We start from the raw sequence: 16,176 nt of genomic DNA, 5'->3' as shown, positions 1-16,176 counted from the left end.
GGCTGGGCGGGTTCGGCGACCGTTCAGGGGTGGGGGGCATCGATGTCGATGGACGCTGGCAGGCCTGCGGGGTGCGACACCTCCGAGATGCTGACCATCCACCGGCTCCTCCGCCGCGTGTTCTCCGACGCGCCGGGTCTCGTCCGTGGGGTGGACGCGGGCAACCTGCGACGCACGAGGGTGGTGGCGGACCACGTCGAGGAGATCTCCGCCGGGCTGCACCTGCACCACCACACCGAGGACATCCTGCTGTGGGACGTGCTCGAGGAGCGTTCCCCCGGCTGTGCGCTGCACGTCGGCAAGATGCGGGCCCAGCACGCGATCATGGCACGACTGCTCGCCGAGCTCGACGAGCGCCTTCCTCGCTGGCGCGAGACGGCCTCCGAGTCGGAGCGCGACGTCGTCGCCGCGATCCTGGAGGACATCTCCGACGCCCTGGAGTCGCACCTGGGCCAGGAGGAGGACGACATCCTGCCGGTGGCCGGGGAGACCATGACCCAGCAGGAGTGGGACCAGCTCGGCCGCCACGGCATGAGCCAGATCCCGCGTGACCGCATGCTCATCCAGCTCGGGATGATCCTGCACACGATGCCGCCGCAGGAGCGCGCAGGCTGGCTCAGGGCACACGTCCCCCCGATCGGACGGCTGCTGTACACCCTGCTCGGCCGGCGCCAGTTCGAGAGCCACTACCGCAGCGTCTACGGGGCCGCCCCCGCCGCCTGAGGCAGCGCGACCAGGGGGCGGTGAACGACCGTTCGCCCCTGTCGACAGCGCCCTGCACGTCCGCCCACCCCACGGCCCTGGCCCGCGACGGCGGCGTAGCGTGGAACGTGCGACGACGATGTCGCGGAAGGTCGCCAACCATGAGTACCGAACACCTTTTCGCTCCGGTGGCCATCGGCAGCCTCACGCTGCCCCATCGGGGGATCATGCCGCCGATGGTGGTGAACCTGTGTGACCTGGACGGCTCGGTCACCGACCGGTTCATCGCCTACCACGTGGCCCGCGCCCGGGGCGGGGCCGCCCTGAACATCACCGAGGCCGCCTACGTGCGCCACAGCGGGAAGGGCTTCGTCCGCCAGCTCGGCATCGAGCACGACGGCCAGGTGCCCGGGCTGCGTCGCCTGACCGACGCCGTGCACGCCGTCGGCGGGCTCATCGCCGTCCAGCTGTTCCACGGCGGTCGCCAGGCCAGTCCCGAGCTGACCGGTGGCGTGGTGGCCCCGTCCCCGATCCCGTGCCCTGTGGTGCGGGCCATGCCGCACGAACTGACCGTCCCCGAGATCGCCAAGCTCGTGCAGTCGTTCGTGCACGCCGGCGTCCGCGCCCGCGAGGCGGGCTTCGACGCGATCGAGGTGCACGGCGCCCACGGGTACCTGATCAACGAGTTCCTCTCGCCCCACACCAACCACCGCGAGGACGCCTACGGCGGCGACGAGGAGCGGCGCGCCCGCTTCCCGCTCGAGATCGTGGACGGTCTCCGCGCGGCGCTGGGTCGCGACTTCCCGCTGATCTACCGCATCTCCGCGAGCGAGTACCTCCCCGGCGGGCTCACCGTCGCCGACTCCGGGCGGTTCTGCCGCAGGCTCGTGGAGCACGGGATCGATGCGATCAACGTGACCGGCTCGATCTACGAGTCGAACCGCGTGGCGGGCGGTCCGTGGGACCCGCTCGGCGCGTTCGTCGATGACGCGGCCGGCATCAAGGAAGCGATCGGCGGCGCGGTGCCGGTGGCGGTCGCCAACCGCATCAAGACGCCCGAGTTCGCCGACGAGGTCATCGCCTCCGGACGGGCGGACCTGGTGTGCACCGGTCGCGCGCTGATCTGCGATCCCGACTTCTACAACAAGGCGCGGTCGGGCGAGAGCGGGCTGATCCGGGTGTGCCTGAGCTGCAACCACTGCTTGGGCGAGCTGATGTCCGGCAACCCGGTCAGCTGCCTGTGCAACCCGCTGGCCGGCCGCGAGGTCGACTACGCGTGGCCCTCGACGGCGTCCACCCTGCGCGAGGTGGTCGTCGTGGGCGGCGGGATCGCCGGGATGGAGGCCGCGAACACCGCCGCGAGCCGCGGACACCACGTCCGGCTGTTCGAGGCGACCGGCGTCCTCGGCGGGCACGTCATCGCCGGGACCCGTCCGCCGTTCAAGGCCGAGATCGGGGCGTGCGTGGACTACGAGCGGGCCGCCCTGGCCGCGAACGGCGTCGAGGTCTCCCTCGACAAGCCGGTGGACGCCGCGCTGCTGGCCGGGCTCGGCGCCGACCGGATCATCGTCGCGACCGGCTCCGACCCGATCGTGCCTGCGCTGCCGGGTGCCGACGGCCCGAACGTCGTCACGGCGGAGGACGTCCTCCTGGGACGGGCGGACACCGGCGCGGACGTGGCGGTGGTCGGCGCGGGCTCGGTCGGCGTCGAGACCGCCGAGCTGCTCTGCGCGCAGGGACGCAGCGTGACGGTCATCGAACTGGCAGACGACATGCTGTCCGACCTGTCCGCCACCCTCCGCGCCCCGCTGGAGGCGCGGATCCGGCAGACCTCGACCCGTTTCGAGTTCGGGCGCCGGGTCGTCGGCTTCGGCGAGCACGAGGTGCAGACCGAGTCCGGGAACCTGGGGCCGTTCGACACGATCGTCCTCGCCGTGGGCTACCGCCCGGCCACCGAGCTGTCCCGTGCGCTGCGCTCGGCGGGGGTGGCGCACACGGTGATCGGCGACGCCATCGCCCCGCGCAAGATCTCCGACGCCGTCCTCGAGGGGTTCACCGCCGGGTACGCGGTGTAGGAGCATGTGGGCGCGGGAGGGCGCGGTGTAGGAGTACGGAGCCCCCGGCTATCGAGTCGGCCGGGGGCCTCTGGAATGATGGCGCCCATCGCCGCGAGGAGTGATGCCGATGAGCACGATCGTCCTTGTCCTGCCGGTCGCCCAGGTCACCGTGAGCCAGGGTCGCGCGGTGGCCACGGCCACGGTGACGAACAACGGCAGCGTCGCCCAGAGCATCGTCCTGGGCGTGTTCCCTCCGGCCGCGGGGGGCGCGTCCGGCGCGTCGGCCGTCGCGTGGACGTCGGTCGACCGGCCGCAGCGCGACCTCCAGCCGGGGGCGACCGAGCAGTTCACGGTCACGTTCACGCCGCCGGCGGGCACGGCGTCCGGCACCTACGCGGCGCGGTTCATCGCCTACTCCGCCTACGGGGCGCCCGAGGAGAGCGCCGACCAGGCGCGCCGGCTGGAGGTGGTGGTTCCGTCCGTGGCGCCACCGCCGCCGAGGCCGGGGACGCCGTGGTGGGTGTGGGTGGTCGCCGCGGCGCTCGTGCTGGTGGTCGGTACCGTCGCGTTCCTCGTCCTGCGCCCGTCCGACCCGTGTCCGGGCGGCTCGTGCGCGTCGCCGTTCCCCAGCCCGACACCGACGCCGACGGTCGTGGTCGAGGGCATCACGTGGACCCTCACCGGCATCCGCGAGGGCGACGCGATCACTGTGCCGGCGTCCAAGAAGGCCTCGCTCCGCGTGGAGGGCTCGACGGTGTCGGGCTCCAGCGGCTGCAATTCCTACAAGGGCACCTGGAAGCGCGACGGCGAGACGGTGGCCGTCTCCGACATCGCGACGACCCTCGTCCTGTGCCTGCCGAAAGAGGTCGCCCAGCAGGGCGCGAAGTTCCTCTCGATCCTCCGGTCGGCCACCCGCGTCACCACGGACGGTGACACCATGCAGCTGCTCACAGACGACGACCGCGCCCTCCGCTTCCAGCGCGCCTGAGCCACCGGGCGGCGTCCCCCGCCCGTCGAGCGCCAGCCCTCCCACGCGAGGGCCAGCCTCCCTGCGCGAGGGCCAGCCCTCCTGCGCGAGGGGCCAGCCCTCCTGCGCGAGGGCCAGCGTCGACGCCGAGAACCAGCACCAGGGGACGAGCCCTCGGCCACAAGGCTGGCCCTCGACGTGGGTGAGGGGGCGCGGGACGCGGTCTGGCGACAGCCACCACTCGACGGCCCGCCAGCATCGTCGGTGACCAGGCCTCGCGCGCGACGGGACCGCCACCGTGCGCGAGCCAGCCTCTCCGCGCGAGGACCAGCCTCCCTGCGCGAGGGCCAGCCGTCCCACGCGAGGACCAGCCTCCTCCGACGGCCAGCCGTCCCGCGCGAGGACCAGCCTCCCTGCGCGAGGGCCAGCCTTGATGCCGAGGGCCAGCACCAGGGGACGAGCCCTCGGCCGTAAGGCTGGCCCTCGGGACGGAAGCAGGCGTCCACGGGGACGCGAGCAGGCACCCAGAGGGACGGGCTCAGCCGGCCGTCGGCAGCGTCCAGCCGTAGCGGGCGCCGGCGACGATCGCGCCGGCGTTGGTGGTGGACGTCCAACCGAACTTCGCCTTGGGAAGCAGCCCGCGGGCGCTCATCACCAGGCCGGAGTCGACGGTCGCGCCGACGTCCTCGCCGGGCGCACCCACCAGGATCCCGTCGCCGCCGTAGTACGGCCCGTGGTACTCCCCCGGCAGGTCGCCGAGCGCCGCCCCCACCTGGTCGCCCTTCTCGGCCCTGCCCGGCAGCCCGGAGCCCTGCGTGAGGCCGTAGGCCGGCTTCACCCCCGGCGCGATCACCGTGATGGCGCCGGCGTCCTTCACCGAGCCGACGTCCTCACCGGGCGCTCCGACGACGTAGACCGACTTCGCGACCGGGTCGTCGTCGACGAGGATCTCGACCCATCCCAGGTGGACGGCCGCGCCGAACCGGTCGCCGGCCTCGTTCGAGCCGGGGATGCCGGACGTGTTCTGGTCCCACGACTTCCAGTTGCCGACGACGTGGTTCCCGAAGTCGCCGTAGCGCATCACGCACCCGACGTCCTTGCGTCCGGCGATGTCCTCGCCGGGGACGCCGACCAGCACCATCGTGTCCGCGTCGACGCTCGCCCCGAAGTGGTCGCCGGTCTCGGCCTTGCCGGGAGCGCCGGGGCTGTTCTGGTTCGCCCGCGCCCAGTCGTCCAGCTGGATCGCCCCGAACTCGTCCACGAACGAGGTGGTGACCACTTCGCCCGCGTCGAGCGCCGATCCGACGTCACGGTCGGGGACGCCGAGGGTCACGTGCCAGCTGTAGGTGTCCATCACCGAGCCGAGGTGGTCGTTGGCCGCGGGGGTGGCGCCGAAGGCGGCGTAGGTGAACAGCACGGCGGTGCTGCTGGTCGTGCCGTCGGCCGCGAGTTGCCAGACGTAGATCCCGCCGGCGTCGGTCGCAGTGCCGACATCGACCCCCGGCGCGCCGACGATCACCTTCACGCGGGTGAGCGAGAGGTCGAGCGAGCCCACGGTCGTCCCGAACCGGGCTCCCGCACCGGCCGGCGACGCCACCCGGGTCGCGGTGCCCGCGACCCCGTCCCCGTTGCCCCGGACGAGGTACACCGCTCCCCCGCCCGCCGCACCGGGTGAGCCGATCACCAGGTCGGGGCAGTTGTCGGTGGTGTCGATCGTGCCGATATGGATCGAGGCCCCGAACGCGTCACCGGCGGCGGACGCGAAGCCGAGCGAGGAGGCGCTGATCGTCTGGGTGCCGCCACCGCTGAGCACGACGTCGACGACGCCCGCCTGCGTGGCCGGCAGCGTGCGGGCGACCACGAGGTCGGCGTGGTCGTCGTTGTCGAAGTCCTGGAAGGTCGTTCCCGAGCACCAGGACGCGGCATGGGCCGGAGCGGGTGGGGAGAGGAGGAAGCCGGCAGCGACCAGGATCCCTGCGATCAGGGCGCTGCTGGACCGGCGCGCGTTCATGGTGTGCCCTCCTTCGGGCAGTATCCGCAGCTGTCTCCATCATCCCGCCGCGCAGGCACCGCCGTGCCGGTTTCCCCGACCTGCGCCGGGACGGGGTCAGTCGGTCGCGCCGATCAGGTCGTGCATGGCCCGCACCTCGGCCATCAGCCGCGCGCCGATGTCGCCGGACGCCGCGCCCTCGGCGCGCGCGGTGGCCGAGCCGACCGCCGCCAGGACGATCCCGAAGGCGATGCGGGCGGTGTGGGTGTCCCCGATCCGCCGCTCCACGAGCCGGAAGAACGGACGCAGCCGCGTGATCGTCTGCGACCAGAAGTCCATCGCCAGCTCGGGACGCAGCCGCAGCAGGTCCTTGATCCGCGGGTAGTCGCTGGGGAGGCTGACGTTGCGTCCGACCAGCTCGCAGGTGTCGGCGATCAGCGGCCCGGACGCGTGGAGGAACCACTCCTGCTCCGACTCGGGGATCTCCGCCACCATCAGGTCGAACGCGGCGGCGAGCTTGCTGGGGTAGTAGTTGAAGAACGTCCGCGGCGACACGTCCACCTCCGCGCAGATCTCCTCGACGGTGACGCTGCCCGCACCGCGCTCGGTGACCAGGCGCAGCGCCGTGTCGTGGATGGCCGCCCGCGTAGCCGCCTTCTTGCGCTCGCGCAGCGACGTGCACTGCTCGGCCACCGCCTCGCTCATCACGCCATCCCTTCGACGACCCCAGTATTGCCCAGGTCCGACTTCTCCTGGAGGGCGGACCGGGTGCGCAGCGGCGGCACCCGGAAGAACCAGGTGATCACGAACGCCACCAGCATCACGGCGAGCCCGACCCAGTAGATGGTCACCACCGAGTCACTGAAGCCGACCATGAACGGCTTGGTGAGCCGCGGGTCCGCGCCGGTGAGGAACGAGGTGTCGCTGGTGCCGGCGTCGGTCTTCACGTCGCCGGTGTTGCCTGTCTTCACCTGGTCGATGAGCGTCGGCGTGAGCGTGTCGACCATCGCCCACCGCTGGACGGGGTCGGCCCAGTCCACCACGAGCCGGCCGTCCGCCACGCTCAGGTTCCGCTCGAACGCCACCTGCTGCAGAGCCTTGGCGTAGGCGTCGGGCAGGGCCTTCTTCACCGCCTTGTCGATGATCTTCTCGACCTTCGACAGCTTGCCCGCGCCGGTGGCGAGCTTCCTGCTGCCCGAGGCCGCCGCTGCCGCACCGGTCGGGATCGCGCTGCCCTTGTCCGCCGCCATCAGGGCACCGTCGGCGAGCTTCTGCGCACCGGACGCCGCCTTCGCGAGGCCCGCGGCGAGGCCGGGGGTGTCGCCGGAGCCGTTCAGGTACCCGCTGGTGGTGTAGAGGCTCTTCTGCAGGTCGGCCATCCGGTCGTCGACGGTCGCCCGGTCACCCGCGAGCCTGTCGCAGGCGCCGGGGACGCCGTCCACGCAGTCCTTCTCGTCCGCTGTCAGGTCGTCCAGGGCGGCCGACAGCGCCGCGTAGTCGCCCGTCGCGGCCCTGGCCTCGGACGCGGCCACCTTCTCGGCACCGCTGGCCTGCTTCAGGCCCGTCGCCAGCTTCTGGGCGCCCGCACCGAGCTGCCCCACCCCGTCCACGAAGGCGCCCGTGCCGGTGGCCAGCTTGTCCAGGCCGGACCCGAGGGCGGTGATGCCGTGACCGATCTTCCCCGTGCCCTCCGCGGCCTTCTTCGAGACCGCCTCCGTCACCCTGGCCCGGACTGCGGCCTTCACGCCGTCCCTGACCTGCGTGGTGGCATCGGCGAGCTGGTCGTCGACCTGTTCCTTGACCTTGTCGGTGATCGGCGTCCACATCTTGTCCATGATCGCGGCGTTGGCCGGGTCGTTGGCGACGGCAGGGTTGAGGGCGGCGTCGAGGGCGTGCCAGGTGGTCTTCTCGTCGGCCAGCGCACCGGTGATGTTGACGGGAAGGATGCTGAACAGCAGCGACAGCATGATCGCCGTGCCGAGGGTGCCGCCGATCTGGCGGAAGAAGGTCGCCGAGCTCGTCGCGACGCCGATGTCCCGCGCCGCTGCCGACGCCTGGACGGCCATGGTGAGCGTCTGCATGAGCTGGCCGAGCCCCAGTCCGATCACGACCATGGCGATCGCCAGGTACCAGAAGGGCTTGTCGGGGGTCATGAAGGTGAGGATCCCGAAGCCCGCGGCGGTCGTCGCGGTGCCGGTGATCGGGAAGGCCGAGTACTTGCCGGTCCGCGCCACGATCTGGCCGGTCCCGATGGACGCGGTCATCACGCCGGCCATCATCGGCAAGGTGGCGAAGCCCGACTGGGTGGGGCTGAAGCCCATCACGATCTGGAGGTAGAGCGGCAGGGTCAGCATGGCGCCGAACATGCCGAAACCGACCAGGATGCTCAGCACCGTCGCGGTCGAGAACGCGCTGTTGGAGAACAGCCGCAGCGGGATGATCGCGTTCGCACCCATGGCCCGCTCCACGAGGATGAAGCCGGCGAGCGCTGCCGCGCCGATCACGTAGCAGGTGATCGAGGCGACGGACGTCCAGCCCCACTCGCGGCCCTGCTCGGCCACCAGCAGCAGCGGCGCGAGCGTGCCGACCACCAGCCCGGCCCCCCACCAGTCGATCCTCGGCCGGGCGTGCGGGATGTGCGGCAGGTGGAGGAAGGCGATCACCATCAGCAGGGCGACGATGCCGACCGGCACGTTCACCAGGAACACCCAGCGCCAGCCGGTGACGAACAGGATCTGGTCCGCACCCGCGAACAGGCCGCCGACCAGCGGGCCGATCACCGACGCCACGCCGAAGGTGGCGAGGAAGAAGCCCTGGTAGCGGGCGCGGTCGCGGGGGGCGAGCATGTCCCCGATGATCGCCAGCGGTAGCGACATCAGGCCGCCGGCGCCCAGGCCCTGGAAGGCGCGGAACGCGGCCAGCATGAGCATCGAGTCCGCGAAGCTGGACAGGAACGAGCCGGCCACGAAGATGCTGATGCTGATGATGAACAGGGGTCGCCGGCCGAACAGGTCGGACAGCTTGCCGTACAGCGGCGTGGTGACGGTCGCAGCGATCAGGTAGGCGGTGGTCACCCACGCCTGCTGGTCGAGGCCGTTCAGGTCGTCGCCGATGGTGCGGATCGCCGTGCCGACGATCGTCTGGTCCAGCGCGCTCAGGAACATGCCCGCCATCAGCCCGTACATCACGAACATGATCTGGCGGTGGGTCATCACCGGTTCGGTGGTCTCTATCGGAGCCGTGCGCTCGACGGTGGCGGCTGCCACATCTCCTCCTACACAAGAAAAGCGCTGCCGTGTTGCAGCAGCGCATCTCTACAGTAGCGCAATCTTGCAGTCATGCAAGAATGTGGTTCAGGGGAGCGTTCGCACCCGGATCAGTGGTCCAGCGTGCCGAGCACGGCCGAGGCCACCTGCTCGTAGCTGCGCTCGGGGTGGAACACCAGCCACTCCAGCCCGGCCATCAGCGTCGCGCCGACGATGGACGCCGCCTGCACCCCGGCGACCACCGGGTCGGCGCCGTGGGCACGCAGGTCGGCGATGAGCGGCGAGAGCGCCAGCCCCCGCCACTGCTCGATCGACTCGCGCCACGAGCGTTCGGTGCGGAACAGCTCGGTCACCATCACCCGGGCCGCGGACGCGTGCTGCTGGACCAGCCGGAGCAGGACCCGCACGACCTCGTCGCGCAGGGCCGTCCCGCTGCGTCCCCGCGTCGCCTCGGCGAGCGCGTCGCCCAGCAACCGGCTGTTGCGGGCCATGATCGCCTCGACCAGCCCAGCCTTGGACTCGAAGTTGTAGTAGATCGAGCCCTTCGCGATGCCGGCGGCCGCGGCGATGTCGTCGATCGAGGTGGACGTCACCCCGCGCGCGGCGAACAGCTCCGTCGCGGCGTCCATGATCGCCTCGCGGGTGCCGGCCCGTCGCGCGGACCGGCCGTCCGTCCGGGGAACCGTCGGTGTGGTCACGGGCTCCTCCTAGATGCTCAGCGCCGGGTGCAGCCGCGACATCGTCCACATCCGCTTCCGGGCGGACGCGATCGAGGTGGCGGCCAGCGACACCACGAAGATAGCGGCCATCACCGCCACGCTCACCCAGAACCGGGTCTCGATGCCGCCGGTGATCGCCTCGCGCAGGCCGTTGACCACGTAGGTCATCGGCATGTACGGGCTGATCGACTGCAGGAACGACGGCGTGGTCTGGATCGGGTAGGTGCCCCCGGCCGAGGCCAGCTGCACCATCAGCGCCACGATGATCACGACCTTGCCGACGGCCGAGCCGAGCGTCACCTGGAAGAACTGCTGGAGGGCGAAGAACGCCGCGGCGGACAGCATGGTGAAGCAGAACGTGGCCAGGACGTTCTTCGGGTTCAGGCCGATGGCGAAGTGCATCACCGACAGCATGATCACCACCTGCCCGAGGGAGAGCAGCAGGGCGGAGTTCAGCGAGCCCCACGCCATGCGGAAGCCGTTCACGGAGGTCATCAGCGCCCGGGTCTGCAGCGGACGCAGCAGCAGCCAGGTGATCAGCGCACCGACCCACAGGGCCAGCGAGATGAAGAACGGCGCGAAGCCCTCCCCCCAGGAGTCGGCCTCCCAGACGTGGCTGTCGGCCAGCGTCACCGGGGTGGACACCGCGCGCGCCCGGTCGTGCCGGACCGCCGAGCTGTCGTCGGGGATCGCGTCCGCGCCGTCGGACAGCTTGTTTCCGAGGGTGGACGCGCCGGCCTGCGCGTCGTCGAGGCCGGACGCGAGCTGCGGGGTGTTCCGGGCGATCTGCGCGCTGCCCGAGCGGAGCTCCGCCGTCCCCGCGTCAGCCGTCGCCAGCCCGTCGGCGAGGTCGGACGCGCCGGCGTGCAGCGCGGTCGCGCCGCTGACCAGGCCGTGCTCGGGGTCTGCGTTGGTGAAGCCGTCCACCAGCTGCGCCAGGCCGGCCTGGAGGGCGGGGATGCCGGCGGTCGGGTCGGACGCGGCGGTGCTCATCGTGGTCAGCCCGGCCGACAGGGTGTCGGCCCCGTCGACCAGCTGCGCCACCTGGGCCAGCGTCGCCGGGTCGGCCAGCTGCGCCGCGCCCGCGGTGAGGCCGGACGCCCCGGCGGAGAGCTGCGCGCTCGCCGCGTCCAGCGCGTCCAGGCTCCCGCCGAGCTGGCCGGACGGCGTCAGCACGGCGTGCACCCCGGCCCAGCCGGACGCGACCGCCGCGGCCCCGTCAGAGAGCTGGGCGGCGCCGCTGTGCACGTCGGCGATCCCGTCGCGCACGGAGTCCGCGCCGGAGGCCAGGCCCTGCGCGCCGGTGTGGGCGGACCCGGTCGCCGAGCGGGCGGCGGACAGGTAGGCCGACGCCTGGTCGGTGTCTCCGTCGGCGAGGGCTGCCTGGGCCTTGGCGAGCAGCCCGTCGATGCCGTCGAGGCCGTCGGCGAGGTCGGCGGAGCCCTTGGCCACGGCGGAGGCCCCCTGGCCCAGCGCGGAGCCGGACGCGGTGGCGCTCGCGAGGTCGGACGCCCCGGCGGCCACCTTCTTCGTCCCGACCGCGAGCTGACCGTCGTCCGCGGTCGCCGTGGCGGCGCCCTGGAGCCACTGGCGGGCGCCGGCCCCCCAGCTCGCCGCGCCGTCGGCGTAGCCCGTGGCTCCTTGCGCGAACCCGGTCGCGCCGTCGGCGAGGGTGGTCACGCCACCGGCGAGCTGGTGCAGCCCGGCGGCGAGGGCGGGAGCACCCGTGGTCGCGTCCGCCGCCCGGGACAGGCCGTCGGCCAGCGCGGTGAGGTTCGCTGCCCCGGCGGAGAGCCGGGCGGCCCCCTGACTCGCGGTGGTGACGCCGGCCACGTAGTCGCCGAGCTTGTCGCGCAGGGTGACGCTGCCGGCGGCGAGGTCGTCGGTGCCGTCGGCGAGTTCTGCCATCCCTGCCGCGAGGTCGTGGGCGCCGACGTTGAGCCGGTCGGCCCCTTCGGCGGCGTCGGTGAGCCCGTCGGAGAGGCGGAAGGCGCCGTCGGAGGCCTTCGCGAAGCCGTCCCGGGCGTCCCCGACGCCGATGAGCAGCGTGTTCACCGCCTCCTTGCTGACCTTCTTGGCCACCGCTTCGCGCACCTCGGACATCGCGGTGCGGCCGAGGGTGGAGGCGAGGAAGGAGTTGCTGTCGTCGTAGCTGACCATGATCCGCGCCGCGTGCGGGTCATCCTCTCCGAGAGAGAGGATGCGCGCGGTGAAGTCGTCGGGGATCGTGACCGCGAAGTAGTAGCGGCCGGCCTCCACGCCGGCGGCTGCGGTGGTGGCGTCCACCGTCGCCCACCCCACGGACGCGTCGTCGACGAGCTCGTCGACCACGTCCTGCCCGTAGTGCTGGAGCCGGCCGTCGTCGTCCTTCTTCGCCTGGTCGGCGTTCACGAGGGCGACCGGGAGCTCGTCCATGCGGGTGGTCGGATCCCAGAAGGCCCACACGTACATGGCGCCGTAGAGCAGGGGGATGAGCAGCATCACCGCGATGGCTGCGCGGGTGATCGGCTGGCGCGCGAAGCGCTTGAGTTCGGTTCCGTGGGATGTCCAGGCAAACATGGGTTCTTCTCGTCGAGGTAGGGTCGGGACCGTGCCGGCGGGCACGGCGCAGTGCGCCGAGCCGGACCGGACGGGGATCAGGGGGTCGGCAGGGCGACGTGGCCGGGGAGGGTCTCCCAGCCGAGGCGGGACAGCTCCCCCGCGCTGGCCGCGGACGTGATCACGGTGACGCCGCGCTCGCTGAGCGTGCGCAGGGACTCCCACACCAGCCGGCGTCCGTCGGTGTCGTGCAGGGCGTCGATGTCGTCGACCACGACGAGCTCGGGGCTGCTGAGCAGCGCGAGCGCGAGCCGCAGCTGGAGGTTGGCGGCCTCGTCGAGCTCGTGGACGAGCTGACGGGCCCGCGGCACCTCGTTGCGTCCGAAGACGCCCGCGCACACGCGGGCGACGTGCTCGTCGTCGGGCGTGCGCACCACGGAGTACCAGGGCGCGAGCCAGGCCTCGCGCTCACGCAGCGCGGCGGCCACGGTCACTTCCTCGTCGAGGTCGTCCAGGCCGTGGATGCCGACGGCAGCGCTGCGGCGCTGCACCCCGGCGGCCCGCGCCGGCAGGCGGCGTCCGAGCACGACGAGGTCGGACCCGCGGTTGGGACGCATCCGGCCGACGAGCGTCAGCAGGAGCGAGGTCTTGCCGCTGCCGGAGCGGCCGGTGAGGAGGGTCACCGTCCCCGGCGCGATCTCGAGGTCGACGGGCCCGTAGACCCGGCCGCGGCTGCCGTCGAGCCGCAGCCCGGACGCCCGCACGGCCGGCGGGGCCGTCTCCCGGGGATCGTCGTCACCGGTCTCGGCCCGCCCGGGGGCCGCCGTCATGGTCGCGCTCACGTGTCCTCCTGTTCGACCTCCAGAGTAGTTGAACTGACCGGTCATTACAAAATGATGGGCAGGCCTCGCGCAGGCGTCCCACTGCTCGACCCGCACCGGATCGCACTGCCCGGTCCGCCTCCCCCTCCCGCCGACGGCCAGCCCCGGCGTCGAGGGCCAGCCTTCTCGCCGAGGGCCAGCACCAGGGGACGAGCCCTCGACGGCAAGGCTGGCCCTCGCGCGTGGGGGCGGGCCCTCGCGCGGGGAGGCTGGCCCTCGTCAGGGCGCGCGACGCCCAGCCGGGGCCAACCGGGATCCCTCGGACGCGGGTCAGCCGGCGGCGAAGATCGCCGCCAGCCGGGCGCGCATGACGTCCCGGTCAGGGTCGACGCCGGTCCACAGCTGGACGGCGAGCGCGCCCTGGTTCACCAGCATCCCGAGTCCGTCGAGGGTGACCAGGCCCCGGCTTCGGGCCGCGGCCACGAGCGCCGAGGTCGGCGGGTTGGGGATCACGTCGGCGACGACCGTGGGCGCGCGCAGGCTGTCCAGGTCGATCGCCGGAATGGCGTCCACGTCGGGGAACAGCCCGACCTGGGTCGCGTTGACCAGCAGGTCCAGTCCGCCCGGCGCCGTCCACCGGCCCTGCCACGGCACCCACCGCCCGGCGGCGCGCGTGCGCGCGCTGATCACCTCGGCCAGTGCCCGGCCCGGTTCGGGCCGCCGGCTCACGATGTCGATGGACGCCGCCCCGGCCAGCCCCAGCTCGACGGCGATCGCGCGGGCCGCTCCCCCGGCGCCGAGGACGGCCACCCGCGCACCGGCAGGGTCGACCACCTCGCGCACGGAGGTGAGGAACCCCTGCCCGTCGAAGTTGTGTCCCACGAGCGCGTCGCCGTCGCGGGCCACGCAGTTGACCGCCCCGATGACCTCCGCGGACGGTGCCAGCCGGTCCAGGTGCCCGATCACCGCGATCTTGTGCGGGATCGACAGGTTGAACCCCACCCAGCCCATGGCGCGCGCCCCGGCGACGGCGGCCGCGAGGCCGGCCGGTGCGACCTCGCAGTTGAGGTAGCGGGCGTCGATGCCGTGGTGGGCGTAGGCCGCCTCCATCATGGCCACGGTCGGGTTCTCGTCGACCGGCTGCGCGAAGCAGCCGGTGAGCGTGCTCAGGAAGTGCATGCCGGGTCCTCTCCGTGACCCATCCTCAGGCGAGCAGCTCCTCCAGCACCCGCACCACGCCGTGCTCGCTGTTGGACGGCGCCCGGTGGCGGCTGGCCGCGACCACCCGCGGGTGGGCGTTGCCCATGGCGAAGGAGTGGGTGGCCTGGGCGAGCATCTCCAGGTCGTTGAGGTAGTCGCCGAAGGCCATCGTCTGGTCCGGTCCGACGCCCAGCGTGCGCTGCAGCGCACGCACCGCCACGCCCTTGTCGACGGCCGGGTCCATGATGTCCATCCAGTGCTCGCTCGACATCACCACCCGGAGCGGCGCCAGCGCGGGGACGAGCGCGTCCCTGCTGCCGCGCGAGGCGCCGACGGCGTCGTGGACGGCGAACTTCAGGGGCTCGTCGGTGACCTCACGCAGGTCGTCGACGACCTGGAGGCTGGTGTAGAACCGCCCGGCCTCCTCGAGGAACGCCGGCTGGTCGCTCTCCACGTACGCGCTGCGCCGGCCCGACAGCACCAGGCCGAGCTCGAAGTCCCCGCCGAGGCCCCGCACGACGTCCACCACGTGGGCGGCCGCGGCCGGGTCGACGGTGCTGGAACTCACCTCGCGTCCCTCGCTCACCACGTAGGCGCCGTTCTCCGCGATCAGCGCGAGCCCGTGGCCCGCGCGGCCGAACATCCCGGCCAGCGCCGGGTACTGCCGTCCGCTGGCGACCGCGAACACCACCTCGCGCGCGGCGAGGCGCTCGAGCAGTGGCCAGAAGCTGTCCGGGATCGTCCCGTCGCCGTCGAGCAGCGTGCCGTCCATGTCGGCCACGACCAGGCGGATGTCCGCCAGGGTCGGCCGTCCGGCCAGCTGGTCATCGGTGTGCATGGGGTCCTCTCGACAGGGTCATCAGGGCGTGCCGGAGCTCGCCGGTACGGCGTGGGGTTGGGGGACGGAGCCTCAGTCGAGGAGCAGTTCCGCCGTGGGCTCGTCGGTGATCAGCACGTCGAGGTAGCCGCCGAGGACGGCGGCCCGGATCGCGGTCGCCTTCTCCACGCCCGCGGCGACCCCGATCACGTGGGGCATCGTCGCCAGCTCGGCCAGGTCCATGCCGATCCGGCGGTCGGACGTGGCCTGCGGGACGACGCGTCCGTCCGCGTCGAACCACTCCCCCAGCATGTCGCCGGCACCGCCGAGCTCTGCGATCGTGCTGATCGCGGACGGGGAGTACAGCCCCGACCTGACCGAACTGCCGGTGACCTGCGTGCCGCCGACGCCGGTGATCGTGGCCACGGCCGTGCGGGACAGCTCGAGCACCCGGGTGACAGAGGTGTCCTGGCGCAGCGCCTCCGCCGTCGCCGGGGAGTTGACCACCAGCGGAGCCGGAATCAGCTGGAGGTGCGCCTGGATGCCGTTGCCCGTGGCGAACACCTCCCGGGTGTACCGGTCGATGCCTCCGGCGACCGAGGCGAAGGTGACGCCCTCCAGCGACTCCGAGCGGATGCTGAACAGCACGTTCATCACCGTGTCGCCCCAGCCGAAGCCGATCACCGCGCCCGGCCGCAGGTAGCGCTCGAGGTAGCCGGCCGCCGCGATCGCGATCCGCCGGTTCACCGTGAGCGCCACGCTGTCGGTGGCCCGCCGCGGCACCACGAGGGCGTCCTCCAGGCCGTACCGGTCGCACAGCCGGCGGCTGAGCCCCATGGTGGCCAGGATGGTCGGGTCGATCGAGATGCGCACCACCCCGGTCTCCCGCGCCTCCTGCAGCAGCCGCCCCACGGTCGCCCGCGACGTCTTCATGCGCTCGGCGATGTCGGCCTGGGTCAGGCCGTCGATGTAGTAGAACCAGGCGATGCTCGCGAGCGCGGTCGTCCGCTCCTCTGGCATGACCTCGTCGTGCCGTCCTCGCTTCACGTGCCCGTCCTGACCTCGATCCCGCGCCAAGTATTGCCCGTGGCCCGGCGTC

The 16,176-nt window shown here is 72.6% G+C and carries 12 protein-coding genes; 3 read left to right on the top strand and 9 right to left on the bottom strand.

Going from position 1 to position 16,176, the window contains the following annotated elements:
* Positions 1-48 precede the first annotated feature (48 nt).
* The 3 genes from ACFQQJ_RS08610 to ACFQQJ_RS08600 all read left to right on the top strand — a co-directional run bounded on the left by ACFQQJ_RS08610 (position 49) and on the right by ACFQQJ_RS08600 (position 3,747).
* Positions 49-723, top strand: a complete 675-nt coding sequence (locus ACFQQJ_RS08610; RefSeq protein ID WP_377105695.1) for a hemerythrin domain-containing protein — start codon at positions 49-51, stop codon at positions 721-723.
* A gap of 140 nt (positions 724-863) precedes the next feature.
* Positions 864-2,777: an FAD-dependent oxidoreductase gene (locus ACFQQJ_RS08605; protein ID WP_377105694.1), complete on the top strand. Its 1,914-nt coding sequence runs from the start codon at positions 864-866 to the stop codon at positions 2,775-2,777.
* Positions 2,778-2,886: 109 nt separating this feature from the next.
* The gene (locus tag ACFQQJ_RS08600; RefSeq protein WP_377105692.1) at positions 2,887-3,747 is read left to right on the top strand and encodes an META domain-containing protein; all 861 of its coding nucleotides are present in this window, start codon (positions 2,887-2,889) and stop codon (positions 3,745-3,747) included.
* A 517-nt stretch (positions 3,748-4,264) separates the two neighbouring features.
* On the opposite strand, the gene ACFQQJ_RS08595 is transcribed toward ACFQQJ_RS08600, so the two are convergent.
* The 9 genes from ACFQQJ_RS08595 to ACFQQJ_RS08555 form a co-directional block, all read right to left on the bottom strand.
* Positions 4,265-5,737, bottom strand: coding sequence for a hypothetical protein (locus ACFQQJ_RS08595; RefSeq protein ID WP_377105691.1), 1,473 nt, complete (start codon positions 5,735-5,737; stop codon positions 4,265-4,267).
* A 96-nt stretch (positions 5,738-5,833) separates the two neighbouring features.
* Positions 5,834-6,421, bottom strand: coding sequence for a TetR/AcrR family transcriptional regulator (locus tag ACFQQJ_RS08590; protein ID WP_377105689.1), 588 nt, complete (start codon positions 6,419-6,421; stop codon positions 5,834-5,836).
* The gene (locus ACFQQJ_RS08585) at positions 6,421-8,982 is read right to left on the bottom strand and encodes an MDR family MFS transporter (protein ID WP_377105687.1); all 2,562 of its coding nucleotides are present in this window, start codon (positions 8,980-8,982) and stop codon (positions 6,421-6,423) included. Before ACFQQJ_RS08585 ends, ACFQQJ_RS08590 begins: the two co-directional genes overlap by 1 nt.
* A 110-nt stretch (positions 8,983-9,092) precedes the next feature.
* Positions 9,093-9,680, bottom strand: a complete 588-nt coding sequence (locus ACFQQJ_RS08580; protein WP_377105685.1) for a TetR/AcrR family transcriptional regulator — start codon at positions 9,678-9,680, stop codon at positions 9,093-9,095.
* 9 nt (positions 9,681-9,689) lie between these two features.
* Positions 9,690-12,260 carry a YhgE/Pip family protein gene (locus tag ACFQQJ_RS08575; protein ID WP_377105684.1) on the bottom strand — a complete coding sequence of 857 codons (2,571 nt, stop codon included), beginning with the start codon at positions 12,258-12,260 and terminating at the stop codon, positions 9,690-9,692.
* A 77-nt stretch (positions 12,261-12,337) separates the two neighbouring features.
* Positions 12,338-13,081, bottom strand: a complete 744-nt coding sequence (locus ACFQQJ_RS08570; RefSeq protein WP_377105683.1) for an ATP-binding cassette domain-containing protein — start codon at positions 13,079-13,081, stop codon at positions 12,338-12,340.
* Between the two features lie 309 nt (positions 13,082-13,390).
* Positions 13,391-14,239: a shikimate dehydrogenase family protein gene (locus ACFQQJ_RS08565; RefSeq protein WP_377105682.1), complete on the bottom strand. Its 849-nt coding sequence runs from the start codon at positions 14,237-14,239 to the stop codon at positions 13,391-13,393.
* Between the two features lie 25 nt (positions 14,240-14,264).
* Positions 14,265-15,098, bottom strand: a complete 834-nt coding sequence (locus tag ACFQQJ_RS08560; RefSeq protein WP_377105681.1) for a Cof-type HAD-IIB family hydrolase — start codon at positions 15,096-15,098, stop codon at positions 14,265-14,267.
* Between the two features lie 72 nt (positions 15,099-15,170).
* Positions 15,171-16,124, bottom strand: coding sequence for a sugar-binding transcriptional regulator (locus ACFQQJ_RS08555; RefSeq protein WP_377105679.1), 954 nt, complete (start codon positions 16,122-16,124; stop codon positions 15,171-15,173).
* Between the last annotated feature and the right edge of the window lie 52 nt (positions 16,125-16,176).

The organism is Propionicimonas sp. T2.31MG-18 (assembly GCF_964266745.1).
Classification (GTDB): domain Bacteria; phylum Actinomycetota; class Actinomycetes; order Propionibacteriales; family Propionibacteriaceae; genus Propionicimonas.
This window is presented reverse-complemented; position numbering and strand designations above follow the sequence as displayed.

Bases quoted from the DNA above. Each gene is read 5' to 3' on its own strand.
- ACFQQJ_RS08610 (WP_377105695.1), top strand. From the start codon at position 49: ATGGACGCTGGCAGGCCTGCGGGGTGCGACACCTCCGAGATGCTGACC.
- ACFQQJ_RS08605 (WP_377105694.1), top strand. From the start codon at position 864: ATGAGTACCGAACACCTTTTCGCTCCGGTGGCCATCGGCAGCCTCACG.
- ACFQQJ_RS08600 (WP_377105692.1), top strand. From the start codon at position 2,887: ATGAGCACGATCGTCCTTGTCCTGCCGGTCGCCCAGGTCACCGTGAGC.
- ACFQQJ_RS08595 (WP_377105691.1), bottom strand. From the start codon at position 5,737: ATGAACGCGCGCCGGTCCAGCAGCGCCCTGATCGCAGGGATCCTGGTC.
- ACFQQJ_RS08590 (WP_377105689.1), bottom strand. From the start codon at position 6,421: ATGAGCGAGGCGGTGGCCGAGCAGTGCACGTCGCTGCGCGAGCGCAAG.
- ACFQQJ_RS08575 (WP_377105684.1), bottom strand. From the start codon at position 12,260: ATGTTTGCCTGGACATCCCACGGAACCGAACTCAAGCGCTTCGCGCGC.
- ACFQQJ_RS08565 (WP_377105682.1), bottom strand. From the start codon at position 14,239: ATGCACTTCCTGAGCACGCTCACCGGCTGCTTCGCGCAGCCGGTCGAC.
- ACFQQJ_RS08560 (WP_377105681.1), bottom strand. From the start codon at position 15,098: ATGCACACCGATGACCAGCTGGCCGGACGGCCGACCCTGGCGGACATC.